10 protein-coding genes are annotated in these 12,608 nt (G+C 48.9%); 5 read left to right on the top strand and 5 right to left on the bottom strand.

Going from position 1 to position 12,608, the window contains the following annotated elements:
• Positions 1-63: 63 nt before the first annotated feature.
• The 4 genes from A4E54_RS02240 to trkA form a co-directional block, all read right to left on the bottom strand.
• Entirely contained in the window at positions 64-1,296 is a 1,233-nt protein-coding gene (locus tag A4E54_RS02240; protein ID WP_240083472.1) for a cation:proton antiporter, read from the bottom strand.
• Positions 1,297-1,299: 3 nt separating this feature from the next.
• Positions 1,300-1,797 carry a cation:proton antiporter regulatory subunit gene (locus tag A4E54_RS02235; RefSeq protein WP_240083471.1) on the bottom strand — a complete coding sequence of 166 codons (498 nt, stop codon included), beginning with the start codon at positions 1,795-1,797 and terminating at the stop codon, positions 1,300-1,302.
• 145 nt (positions 1,798-1,942) lie between these two features.
• The gene (locus A4E54_RS02230) at positions 1,943-3,382 is read right to left on the bottom strand and encodes a TrkH family potassium uptake protein (RefSeq protein ID WP_240083470.1); all 1,440 of its coding nucleotides are present in this window, start codon (positions 3,380-3,382) and stop codon (positions 1,943-1,945) included.
• The gene (trkA, locus tag A4E54_RS02225) at positions 3,360-4,733 is read right to left on the bottom strand and encodes a Trk system potassium transporter TrkA (protein ID WP_286724097.1); all 1,374 of its coding nucleotides are present in this window, start codon (positions 4,731-4,733) and stop codon (positions 3,360-3,362) included. Before trkA ends, A4E54_RS02230 begins: the two co-directional genes overlap by 23 nt.
• Positions 4,734-4,960: 227 nt before the next feature.
• Here trkA and A4E54_RS02220 point away from each other — a divergent pair, with 227 nt between their 5' ends.
• The 5 genes from A4E54_RS02220 (at position 4,961) to A4E54_RS02200 (ending at position 11,463) form a co-directional block, all read left to right on the top strand.
• Positions 4,961-6,118 carry a PAS domain-containing sensor histidine kinase gene (locus A4E54_RS02220; RefSeq protein ID WP_286724095.1) on the top strand — a complete coding sequence of 386 codons (1,158 nt, stop codon included), beginning with the start codon at positions 4,961-4,963 and terminating at the stop codon, positions 6,116-6,118.
• 17 nt (positions 6,119-6,135) lie between these two features.
• The gene (locus A4E54_RS02215) at positions 6,136-6,783 is read left to right on the top strand and encodes a response regulator (protein WP_286724093.1); all 648 of its coding nucleotides are present in this window, start codon (positions 6,136-6,138) and stop codon (positions 6,781-6,783) included.
• Positions 6,784-6,935: 152 nt separating this feature from the next.
• Complete coding sequence (locus A4E54_RS02210) at positions 6,936-7,583, top strand: response regulator (RefSeq protein ID WP_240083466.1); 648 nt, start codon at positions 6,936-6,938, stop codon at positions 7,581-7,583.
• Between the two features lie 162 nt (positions 7,584-7,745).
• Positions 7,746-9,608, top strand: a complete 1,863-nt coding sequence (locus A4E54_RS02205) for a methyl-accepting chemotaxis protein (RefSeq protein WP_240083465.1) — start codon at positions 7,746-7,748, stop codon at positions 9,606-9,608.
• Between the two features lie 172 nt (positions 9,609-9,780).
• Complete coding sequence (locus tag A4E54_RS02200) at positions 9,781-11,463, top strand: histidine kinase N-terminal 7TM domain-containing diguanylate cyclase (RefSeq protein WP_286724089.1); 1,683 nt, start codon at positions 9,781-9,783, stop codon at positions 11,461-11,463.
• On the opposite strand, the gene A4E54_RS02195 is transcribed toward A4E54_RS02200, so the two are convergent.
• The coding region (locus tag A4E54_RS02195) for an SLC13 family permease (RefSeq protein WP_286724087.1) at positions 11,420-12,608 on the bottom strand (1,189 nt) is incomplete at its 5' end. The genes A4E54_RS02200 and A4E54_RS02195 overlap by 44 nt on opposite strands.

The raw sequence follows: 12,608 nt of genomic DNA, 5'->3' as shown, positions 1-12,608 counted from the left end.
TGCCTGTTTCTGGTTCCCGAATAACCTCCCGATATTTTACCGGTAAAGATGATGGTTTAAAGATCAGGCTTGTTTTAAAACTTTTTGCTTTCGCTTTTCTTTTAGTTCCGGCCACCCGAATATACGGCTCAGTTTGATGTAAATCCACTTGGATTCCTTGGTAAGCAGCGGGCCTAAAATCGCTAAGACAAGCACATAAAGGGCTGCGAAAGGCTGAAGAATGGGCAATAATCCCCCGGCCAACGCTAATTTGGCTAAAACAATGGAGAACTCGCCGCGAGGTGTTATGGTCAATCCGACATAAGTAGAAGCCCGGTGCGAATACCCGGCCATGCGGCCTGCGAGCATCCCGGACACAAAGTTGCCGATTAATGTTATCCCCACCGCCGCAAGGGCGGGCCATACTGCTCCACTGATAGAAAGGGGATCTATACTCAGGCCGAAACTGAAGAAAAATAATGCTCCAAACAAGTCTCTGAAAGGTACAAGAATGTGTTCAATCCGTTCTAAATGTTCAGTCTCTGCCAGCACCAGACCGACTAACAAAGCACCGATCGCTTCCGCGACATGGATGGTTTCCGAGAATCCGGCTACCAGAGTAATTATGGCGAACAATACAAGTAAAAATACTTCATCAGAGGGAATATTCAGCATCCTGTTCAGCTGTGAGAGAAGCTTGCGCCCCAGGAAGAGAAAAACAAGCATAAAACCAAGCGCCAGGCCGGCTGACTGCAAGACAATTAAGGGAGAAGCCGTACCGCTTAACACAAGTCCCGATACAACTGAAAGATAGACAGCCACAAAGACATCCTGAAACATCATCAGTCCAAGAATCATCTCGGTTTCCGACCTAACCGACCGTTTTAAGTCAACGATCATCTTGGCAACAATAGCACTGGATGAAATTGTAGTAATTCCTGCCGCCACCATGATTTCCCGCAAAGGCCACCCCAGCAAATAGGGGAAAAGCAATCCCAGAGTTAGATTGATGGCCATGTAAATGGTCCCGCCCATGATAATTGAACGCCCGGCCTTCATTAAACGGCCGACGGAGAACTCCAGCCCGAGGTAAAACAGCAGAAAGAGAATACCCAAGCGTCCCATGAAATCAATTAACGAGGCACTTTCTATAAAACGAAAATCAAGAACACCTATATGCGGAGCATGAGGACCTACAAGCATTCCAGCAATTATTAAGAAAGGAACAATTGAAAACCGCAAGTGGGAGGACAATAAGCCGACCGCTGCAATAATGCTCAGGGCAAGCCCGACTTCAAAGAGAATGTGTTGCTCCATCCGTTATATGCTCCCAAGCTGGAGCAAACGTTTACAGGCTTTTACTTTCTCTCTCTCCCCAAGGATTACGATGGTTGCCCCTTCCTTAATTGTTTGTTCGGGACCCGGATTAATTATTTTACTATGGTCCCGATTCACAATGGCAATGATTGAGGCGCCCGTCCTTTTGCGAATTCCCAAATCGCCGATTGTCAAGCCAATCGATTTTATTCCCGGTTCAAGCTTGTACCATTCAATAACCATTTCATCAAAAGCCATGTCAACCGATTCCAATGCCTTCGGCATATAAGACATTCCGCCGAGAATACCTCCGACACAACGTGCCTCGGCATCGTTAAGCATGACCATGGATATGCTGTCATCAGGGTCGTCGTCATCAAAATGGTGCATCTCGCGCCTGCCGTCATCATGCACTACGATTACAAGCTTATCTCCGCTTATGGTATTGATCTGGAACTTTCGGCCGATGCCGGGAAGGTCTGACTCTCTTATTAAATTCATAAAAAACCACCTCGTTTTTTACAGTATAGCTTCTTTATTTTATATTTTCAATTTTTAATCATATCTTAATCATAGCTGTAGAAGAAAATTTTAGAACTGCCAAAATGAACGAAATACTGTACTATACCATGTAGACCATGTAACGCTACCGCCAAAACCGGGCGCTGAAAACGACCAGGACGGTGTAGATCTCCAGCCGGCCGATCAACATGCAGAATGACAGCAATAGCTTGCCGGAATCCGGCAGGGATGCAAAGTTGGTCATGGGACCCACCAGCGCCAGACCAGGTCCGATATTGCCCAGAGTGGCCGCGACGGAGGACGCGGCGCTGACCAGATCGAGACCTAGCGAGGAGATATATAAGGTGGACGCGCCGAAAATGAGCATGTAAAGGAAGAAGAAGGTCTGCACGTTCTCGACGACTTCGTCGGGAACCACTTCCCGCCCCAGACGGACCGGAACGACGGCATGAGGGTGCAGGAATTTCAGGATCTGCCGGGCGGCGCTTTTGAAAAGTATAAGAAAACGCACGTTTTTTATGGCCCCGGCGGTGGAGCCGGCGCAGCCGCCGACGAACATCAGCAGCAACAGGATGATTTTACTGAATTCCGGCCAGCGATCGAAATCCGCCGTGGCATAGCCGGTGGTGGTAATGATGGAGGAAACAGTGAAGAAAGATGAGCGAATCGCTTCTTCCACCGTGTTATTCAGAGCATAAACCTGGTTTAGAGCGATGAGCGAGACGCTGATGGCAATGATGCCCAGGTAGAGCCTGGTCTCAGGGTCATTAAGGTAAGCTTTGAAATTGCCGCGCATTATGCCGATATGCAGGGCGAAGTTCATGCCGCAAATAATCATAAAAAACATTACTATACATTCTATTGCCAAACTGTTATAAGCGCCTATGCTGGCGTTTTTGCAGGAAAAGCCGCCTGTGCCCACAGAGCCGAAGGTGTGGATGAAAGATTCGAACAGCGGCATCCCGGCCAGGAGGAGAAGGATTACCTCCGCTGCTGTGAGCAACATGTAGACTTTCCAGAGTTGTCTGGTGGTCTGAAGGATACGGGGCAACACCTTGCTCTTGGTGGGGCCGGGCACCTCGGCCTTGTAGAGCTGCGTCGCGGCCACCTTTAAGGACGGGATGAGCGCCAGGATAAGCACGATAGTGCCCATGCCGCCCAGGAAATGGGTGAAGCTGCGCCAGAACAGGATGCCGTGCGGCAGAATTTCCACGTCGGGTATAACCGAGGCGCCGGTGGTGGTAAAGCCGGACATGGATTCAAAAAAAGCGTCGCAAAAGGTAGTCAGACTGCCGGACAGGAGAAAGGGAATACTGCCGCAGGCGGCGGTGACCAGCCAGGTCATGGTGGCGATGGCAAATCCCTCGCGGTAGCCGACATCCTTGTTCTTGACGCGGACCAGCGCGAGCAAAAAGCCCGGCGCCGCCAGTAAAAGAATGCTGTAAAGAAAAGGAAGCAGGTCAGGCTCCCTGTAATACAGGGCAAGGAAGAAGGAAGGAAGCATGGCTCCCGCTTCACATATCAGCACCAATCCCAGGGTTCTAATAATAAGGTTTCTGTTCAAGCGGGGATCCTCCCAAATTGAATAAGGATTCTATATTGTGCATGATATGCCCGAGAGCGAATACCACCAGGCGGTCGTTTTCCATGATCACGTCGTTGCCTTCGGGAATGATGGCCTCTTCACCGCGCACGATAGCCCCGATGATGACTCCCTTGGGCATTCCCGAATTTTTCAAGGCCTTGCCGACGATTTTGGTGCCGGGCTGGACGATCAATTCGAAAACTTCGGCTTGACCGTTCAGGAGAAGGAACAGGGAGAGGAGACGGCCGCCCCGGATGAAGCGCAGGATCTCGCTGACCATGTTCAAGCGCGGGCTGATGGCGGCATCCACCCCCAGCCTTTCCACCAGCGTGGTATAGCTGGGCCGGCTGACCTTGGCCACCACTCTTTTGGCGCCTATTTGTTTAGCCAGTAAGGCGAGCAGGAGATTTTCCTCATCAATGCCGGTTACCGCCACGAAGCCGTCAGTCTCCTTGATCCCTTCACGTTTGAGGGTGTCGATGTCCGAACCGTCGCCCTGCAGGACGAGCGTTTCCGGCAGGCTCTCAGCCAAATCCCGGCAGCGTTCCAGGTTTTGCTCAATAATCTTCACCCGGATGCCTTGGGAATTGAGTTTTTCCGCCAGGTAGTAGGAGATCCTGCCGCCTCCCAGAATGATCACATCCTGCATTTTCTGCTTTTTCTTTTTAATCTTCAGGCAAAACTTGTTTACGCTGTCGGAGTGACCGAGCAGGTAAATAGTGTCGCCGGGCATGATGATATCTTTTCCGCCGGGTATGACCATTTCTCCGCGGCGTGAAATGGCCACGATCAGGCAAGCCCTCGGCAGTTCCACATCTTTTAATTTCTTGCCTATAAAGGCCGTCATGTTTTCGTCCATGGTGATGTCTGCCATCAGGATCTTGCCGTCGCCAAAAAGTTCGGTGTGAACCGGCAGGGCCACTGTCAGGAGCCGGCTGATTTCCATGGCCGCGGCGTATTCCGGGTTAACCACCAGGTCAAGGCCCATGTCCTCTTTGGAGACGATCAGGTCGCGGGCGTGGTCCGGGTCCCTAATCCGGGCGACTGTCCTTGGTATGTCCATTTTTTTCGCCATCATACAGGCGATCATGTTAATTTCGTCGCTGTTGGTCACCGCCACCAGCAGATCGCTTCCCGCCACCTCCGGAGACTTCAGGATCCGGGCGCTGGAGCCATTTCCTTTCATCGCGATGACGTCCAAATTGTTTTCGTAAATCTTGGACAATTTTGATTCATCCTTGTCAATGACCAGGATGTCATGTCCCTCTTCACAGAGTCGCCGGGTGATTTCCATGCCCACTTTCCCTAATCCGATTACGGTGATTTTCATATAGTTACTCCTGGAAATTATAGAAATCATTTTCGTTATTATATAATAATCGACAAGTGATAAAATGTCGAGTTCTAAGTTTATTATCCTAAATCGATAGTGTTGTTATGAATTAATATTTTTGGGGCGGGACAAGAAAATATTGCAGGGATTGCCGGGAATTTAAAGAAATCTCATAATAAGGCGGAAAGATATTATAGATAAGGGAAGAAGGTTGGACAAGGAAATTGCTCTTTATTGAAGAAATATCGCATTTTTGCCCGGAACGCATGGAAAAGGAAAAGCAGGGCGGGCAGGCGGAGGAAGCCGAGCGCAAAAGGATGGAGGACGCGCTGAGGGTAAGCGAGGCTAATTTGCGCCGGATAACCGATAACATGATGGATATGATTGCTCAGACTGACGCCAGGTTTATTTACTGTTATGTCAGCCCGTCCCATAGAAGCTTTTTAGGATACGAGCCTGAGGATATGATCGGCAAGTCATTATTAGCTTTCGTACATAAGAGCGACTTGAAAAGAACGGTAAAGATGCTCGATGCTTTTGCTAAGAACAAATCCCGGGTTAAATTGGAAGTGCGCTACAGGCACGCCGGCGGACACTACCTTTGGATTGAGAGCACCGGCAATATATTGCTTGATGAGCACGGCCGGTTTGCCGGGGCGGTTTTTGAAAAACATGATATCACCGGGCGCAAGATAGCTGAGATGAAAGTAAAAGCCTATGAAATTAAGCTTAGATCACTCGCGGCAGAATTGTCGTTAGCCGAGGAGCGGGAGCGGCGGCGTATCGCATCGGAGATCCACGACCATATCGGGCAGTCTCTTGCAGTCGCCAGGATGGAATTGGGAGCGCTGCGGGAATCATTGTCGTCCGACACGCTTAGAAAAAATGTGGACGAAATTAAGGATCTTGTTGAAAAAACGATTCAATACACACGTTCATTGACATTTGAGATCAGCCCGCCCATTCTCTATGAACTAGGATTCGAAGCGGCGGTTGAATGGCTGGGTGAACAGATCGTAGAAAAGCGCGGCATCAGGTTTTGCTTAAAAGATGACGGGCAGTTAAAGCCACTGGAGGATGAAATACGGATTATTCTTTTTACGGCGGTAAGAGAGATCCTCATGAATATTGTTAAGCACGCCAAAGCGCAGAAGGCGCTGGTATCTATCCAGAAACAGGGCCGGAACTTAAGAATTGGCATTGAAGATGACGGATCGGGCTTTGACATTGCTAAAAAAGGCTTCGATATCAGCAAGGCGGGTGGGTTTGGACTTTTTAGCGTGCGTGAGCGTTTAAAGCACACGGGCGGGAATATGGAAATAAAGTCAAGACCGGGCGTGGGAACCATTGTCACCCTGGAAGCGCCTCTCAGGCGCCGGTAGGTTTCGGGGGGATCTATTTGAGTATTAAATTAATCATTGTTGACGACCATAAGATCATGCGTGACGGCCTCCGCTGCTTGCTTGAAAATACGCCCGGCATGGAAGTAATCGCGGAAGCCGCGGAAGGCCGTACGGCGGTGCAGCTGGTAAGGGAACTGTCACCCGATGTTGTTATAATGGATGTTGCCATGCCTGACTTAAACGGCATCGAAGCCACCCGCAAGATCAGGGAAGAAAGCCCGGATACAAAAGTGGTTGCCCTGTCAATGCATTCGGACAAGCGATTTGTCGCGGAAATGTTAAACGCCGGCGCGTCGGGATACCTGCTTAAAGATTGCGCCTTTGAGGAACTGGCTTGTGCCGTCAACACAATAATCTCCGATAAGTATTACTTAAGCTCCAATATAGCAGGTGTGGTTATGGCAGAATACGTACAAAGCCCGCACGAAAAAAATATCTCGGTTTTTTCCGTCTTAACGGCCAGAGAGCGTGAAGTGCTGCAGCTTCTGGCCGAAGGCGGAAATACCACGCGAATAGCCGCGACGCTCCACGTGAGCGAAAAGACGGTTGATGCACACCGCCGGAATATTATGAGCAAGCTGGACATACAAAGCATGGCGGGGCTCATAAAATATGCCATTCGTGAAGGTTTGACATTCATTTAAGCAATAAAAATAAATCGATAAAAAGAAAAAAATAAGATAATATGAGGAATAAAATCAGGAAAACTCCTATTTCCCCGAATAATTATTAGGTTTATTGTGATCGGGATAGAGGAGTTTTTTATCAATATTGAGGATTTATTGAGGGGGTATATTTGAGTATAAGATTAATTCTGGTAGACGACCACAAGATCATGCGCGACGGGCTCCGCTCCTTGTTTGAGAAAACACCCGGCGTGGAAGTGATCGCGGAAGCCGCGGACGGTCGTACGGCAGTACGGTTGGCGCGGGAATTATCGCCCGATGTTGTCATAATTGATGTTGTCATGCCTGAATTAAACGGTATCGAAGCTACCCGTAAAATTAAGGACGAAAGCCCGAGTATTAAAGTGGTCGCCCTGTCAATGTATTCGGATAAGAGATTTGTAATGGAGATGTTGAACGCCGGCGCGTCAGGATACCTGCTCAAAGATTGTGCCTTTGAGGAACTGGTTGGTGCCGTCAAGGTAATACTCACGGATAAATATTACTTGAGCCCGAGTGTGGCAGGTGTGGTCGTTACAGAATGCATACAAAGCCTGCACGAAAAAGATACCTCGGTTTTTTCCGTCTTAACAGCCAGAGAGCGTGAAGTGCTCCAGCTTTTGGCCGAAGGTAAAAATACAGTTCAGATAGCTGCCGCGCTCCATGTGAGCGGAAAGACGGTTGAAACTCACCGCCGGAATATTATGAACAAGCTGGATATACAAAGCATGGCGGGACTCATAAAATATGCTATCCGTGAAGGTCTGACATCTATTTGAAGCAATTGGGAAAATTTTCTCGAAAAGTATAAATAGGTAAATAAAAATAAGAGAATATGAAGAATAAAATCAGGAATACTCCTATATCTCTGTTTGATGATTGGATTTATATTAGTCAGGGATGATGGGGGTGTTTTTTTATATAAAGAAGGAGGGTTAAAAATGGAAATGGTGAGTAGTATTAGGTTTAAGTTTATGGCGACTATTATCGTCGTATTGGCGGTAGCCCTGGGGTCTTTGTCTTGTCTTAGCTATATAAAGGCGCGGCAGGTCTTAATCGCTAACTTTGAACTGGACTTGGCTTCCCTGTCAAAAGCCTGCGGCACAGAGGTCAGCCTGTGGCTGGACGGACATAAGTCCGAGGTTAGCACTCTGGCCAGTTCACCGGTTGTCGCCGCGGGGAACCGTGACGCGATCCTTTCTTATCTTAATGATGAGCTGAAACGCTTCGACAACTACGAATCCTTTGTTGTCGCCGACGGCAAAGGCGATTATTATTCGACGGAGGGCGGGGCAGGCAGTGTCGGTGACAGGGATTACTTTAAGCAGGCAATGAGCACCGGGCAGGCCGTTGTTTCAGACCCGCTCATTTCCAAGGTTTCCGGCAACCTGGTCTTTGTCGTGGCGGCCCCGGTCAAAAGGGATAATCAAGTGGCCGGACTTATTTTGGGCACGTTGCCGATGGACGAGATTGTTCGCGAAATATCGACGATCAAGGTCGGCAAAACAGGCTATGCCTATATGGTCCGGGGGGATGGGTTGTGCATCGCCCATTCTGATCAAAATTTGGTAATGAAGCTGAATCTTTTGCAGGACAGCGGTCTCGATCCTAATTTGACGGCGGCCGCGCAAAAAATGACTAAAGGGGAAAGTGGTGTTACCCGCTGCGACTTTGAAGGTGTGTCTAAGTTCATAGCGTATGCGCCGGTTGCCGGCACGAAATGGTCTCTCGTGCTGACGAGTCCTGTGGCGGAAATTTCGGCCACTCTTAAATCCCTTGCCGCCATTTCCATTGGCCTGACCTTGATTGTTATGATTATCGCGGGAGCGTTTGCGGTTTTCCTGGCCAGTCAGATTGTCAGGCCCATCCGCGTTCTAAAAAATGAGTTAAACACGCTGGCGGAAAAGGGCGGCGATTTAACCCAGGAGATTCAGGTGGACAGCAAGGATGAGACGGGTGACTTGGCTAAAGCGGTTAATCGGTTTCTGTCTAACCTGAGGGCGATTATGCTGGAAGTGAAAAGAGCCTCAATGCAAGTGGCCGGGGCGTCTCAGCAGTTAACTGCAAGTGCCCAGCAAACCGCGGCCGGCGCCAGTGAAACCGCCTCCACGATGGGGCAGATCGCCGCCACGGTGGAACAGGTTTCGTCAAACGCGCAGAGTGTGGCGCAGGCTTCCGAAACTGCCGCCAGGCATGCCGGCGCAGGTGAGCGGGGAATAGCCAAGTTAACAGAGCAAATGCGCAGTATCGCCGGATCGGCTGAACAGGTTTCCGACACCATTGTTGCACTGAGTAAAAAATCTCAGGAGATTAACCAAATTGTCGGACTAATTACCAGCATAGCCGATCAAACCAACCTGCTGGCGCTGAACGCCGCCATTGAGGCGGCCCGGGCGGGCGAACAGGGGCTGGGATTTGCTGTTGTGGCTGAGGAAGTAAGAAAGCTGGCTGAGGAATCTGCTAACGCCACCAAGGAGATAAGCAGCTTGGTAAACGCCATCCAGGTTGAATCAAAAAGGGCGGTGGAATGCATGGCTGAGGGCGGCAGGGATGTTGAAGCCGGCACCCTGGTCATTCAAGAAGTAGGAGAAGGTTTTAATAAAATTATCAGCGCCGTACAGAGTTTGACGACGGAGATTCAAGGCGTGGCGGCTGCCACTGAGGAGATGTCGGCGGGTGTGGAGAATGTGGCGGCTTCAACAGAGGAGCAAACGGCGTCTATGGAAGAAGTCTCGGCTTCCGCCGCATCCCTGTCTGAATTGTCCGGCGCCTTGGATGCCATTGTGGGCAGATTCAAGGTATAACATCTATTCCGGAGGGCATGGAAATACATCTGAGAAACGAAGCTGCTTCTTGGAGGCGGCTTCGTTTCGCGCTTATCATGATATATTCAGCTCCTTTGCAGGAATTATGTTCTTTTCGGCGAAATTCCATGAAATAATGGATTTCTCTGGTTTTTCTAGGAGTTGAGCGCGCGTGGTGGACTTTTATCTTTTTATTATCTTGTTTGTGCTTTTTATGTATGTTCTTGTAGCGAATGACATAACAATTCTCTATAAGGTTTACCTGGCTTTTCATTATTTTCTGGGCATGTGGCCGTTCTGCAATTTCCTTATTAATGTTATCCCTGACCAGCAACTGCAATGGATATTTCTCAGCGCGGCTTTTGTCAGTCTCTGCTTTCTCGGCTACGGGTGGCATGTGTTTTCTCTTGTTTTAACCGGGAAGATCAGCAACGCGAGGAAACTGCACCTGTGCCTGTGGGCCGCGCCCGCCGTCCTGTGCTCGCTGCTTGTTATAACCAACCCGTGGCATTACTTGTTCGCCCGGCCATCCGCTGACGGCTGGATGACGCGCACTTACGGGCCATTTTTTTGGCTGTTTGTATTTTTTATAATAATTTACTTTATCGTGGGCGGTGCGCTAATGGTAAACGAGCTGGCCACTGTCTCTGAAAAAAACAAGAAAAAGCAGCTGAGCCTTTGTATCTGGGGAGTTGTATTTTTTCTCGCGCTGTCAATCGCTGATGTGTTGTTAAACACTTTTGTTCTGCCTAAGTCTGTTATCGTGCCGGGGCTGACTTCCTCCGGCATCGTTATTTTAACCATATGTTTTGTGGTAGCCATACAGAAGTATGACTTGTTCAGAATTGTAAATATTGCCCGGCGTGAAGTAATTGACAGCATGGCCACAGGCATGGTGATCATTGACCAAAATGAAGTAGTTCTCGATATTAACAAGAGTGCGGGCAAACTGCTCAGCCTCCAGCCCGGCCAAGTTTTTGATATTAAAAAGTTCTATCCACATTCAGAAACTGAGTCGGCCGGATTGTTCCTGGAAGATTATAACCAAAAGAGATTGAAAAAACTAAAGACGGAAATAGTTATCCGTCGGGAACAACCGCGCCATATCACTATGCATATTGCACCGGTGGTGGACCACAAAAAAAATTTGTTGGGCCGGAGCATTACTTTTAACAACGTAACGGAATTGCGCAAGCTGATTGAAAAAATCAACGAAAAAAACGCGACTCTTGAACGGCAGAACGATGAGTTGCTGCGGTTTCAGACAGAGCTTTACGAAGCGAACAAGAAGCTTGAGCAGATGGCTATTACGGATGCGTTGACCGGTTGTTATAACAAACGGTACATCCTAAATCAACTGGAATATGAAATTGTTGCCGCGCACCGCTACAATATTCCGTTTTCACTGATGCTGATGGATTTGGACAGGTTTAAGCTTCTTAACGACACTCACGGACATCTAACCGGAGACGATGTGCTGCGGGATGTTGTGGAAATCATCAAGAAGGCTCTGCGCAAGTCGGATATAATGGCCAGGTTCGGGGGTGATGAATTCATCATTTACATACCCCAGGTGGACAATGAAGGCGCGGTTGTTTTGGCCAATAGAATCAAGTCGATGGTGGAGAACCAAATTGTCAAGACCATGATCGGGGATTTGACGGTTACCCTCAGTATTGGCCTGATTAGTGTCGTAAATGCAGAGTCGATAAATATACGGGAGGATTTTTTGAAGGAGTTGCTGGCGCGGGCGGACAGCGCTCTTTATGAAGCAAAGTTAAAGGGGCGGAATCGTATTGTGGCGGAAAGTTTTAACGGAGCAAGCCGATGCCCCGCCAATATGGAATCTGGGTAATAATTACAACCAGAGTGATCACGAAATGCGCGAGGGCAAGTTTCAGGACCTGTTCATGGCGAAACGACTTTCCCTCGGTTCCATTAATAACATTTTGGTAAACAGTGCTTTGATGGGGAAGAAACCAGGGGTTGCTGCACAGAATCACGATCAAGCCGATAATGAATGGATTAATTCCGGTCACGGAAGCCAGCGGCATAAACATAATCATGGTGATTATTTGGGCGGGCGCGGCGGGCAGGGCGAAACGAATCAGGTAGAAGACAAGAATGATGGATAATAATATTAGCACCTTATTCCCTGTGAAATGCAAATAAGGCGCCACGCTATTTGCAATAACGGCAGTTAAGCCAATAGAGGACATGATGCTCCCCAGTCCGGTTAAAGAGCCGAATGCGATCAGATAACTCCAGTCGATATCTGAGCGCACACTTTTTTCATCCAGTATCGCGCACCCGCTCAGAATCAAAAAGCCAAGCATGGCGATCCAGGCGGTGTTGATGTGGTGCCAGGGCTGGGTCAGGAAAGCGAGGATCGTAATTATAACAGTCATTAACGATATTTTTTCTTGCATGGTGATCTGCCCGAGAATCTTAATCTGCGCCTCGATAACGGCCGGGTTGAGTCGCAGTTTTTCCTGGGGCCGGTAAAGAAGGATAATCAACAGGTAAGATAAAAAAAAGAAAAGTGCGCCCATTGGCAACGCCGCTTTCAACCAATATCCCCATGTTATTTTTGAACTTACCTCCGCCGGCAGCAGCCCTAATACAAGGAGATTGGATGACGAGCCGTTGAGAAACAAAAAAGACATTTGACCAAAACCCAATAAGCAGGACATGGCCATGCCCGCTGAGCCGGGGCTGTAGTTTTTTAGATTCAAGGCTTGGCTTAAGCTGCGGGCAAGCGGGCTGGCCAGCGCGGCCCGGCAATTATTTGAAGGGATAACCGGTGTCAAGATCAGGCCGGTCAGAGCGAAGGCCAGCGTTTGCCCGAAGTAGTTGGGAGGAAATTTCCTCAGTAATAACAGCGCCAGCCTGAACAATAAGCCTGTTTTTGATATGGACGCCGATATGGCAAACACGCCCAGCAGGAGATACCATGAGGAGTTGGAGAAACCGGAAAAAGCCGTTTCCGTGGCGGTGACG

The sequence above is a fragment of the Pelotomaculum sp. PtaB.Bin117 genome, from assembly GCF_002067195.1.
In the GTDB taxonomy this organism is placed as follows: domain Bacteria; phylum Bacillota; class Desulfotomaculia; order Desulfotomaculales; family Pelotomaculaceae; genus Pelotomaculum_D; species Pelotomaculum_D terephthalicicum.
The sequence above is the reverse complement of the archived record's forward strand: the minus strand, read 5'-3'. Positions and strand labels throughout refer to the sequence as shown.

Excerpts from the sequence above, each read along its gene's own strand:
- A4E54_RS02240 (WP_240083472.1), bottom strand. The coding sequence starts at position 1,296 with ATGGAGCAACACATTCTCTTTGAAGTCGGGCTTGCCCTGAGCATTATT.
- A4E54_RS02235 (WP_240083471.1), bottom strand. The coding sequence starts at position 1,797 with ATGAATTTAATAAGAGAGTCAGACCTTCCCGGCATCGGCCGAAAGTTC.
- trkA (WP_286724097.1), bottom strand. The coding sequence starts at position 4,733 with ATGAAAATCACCGTAATCGGATTAGGGAAAGTGGGCATGGAAATCACC.
- A4E54_RS02205 (WP_240083465.1), top strand. The coding sequence starts at position 7,746 with ATGGAAATGGTGAGTAGTATTAGGTTTAAGTTTATGGCGACTATTATC.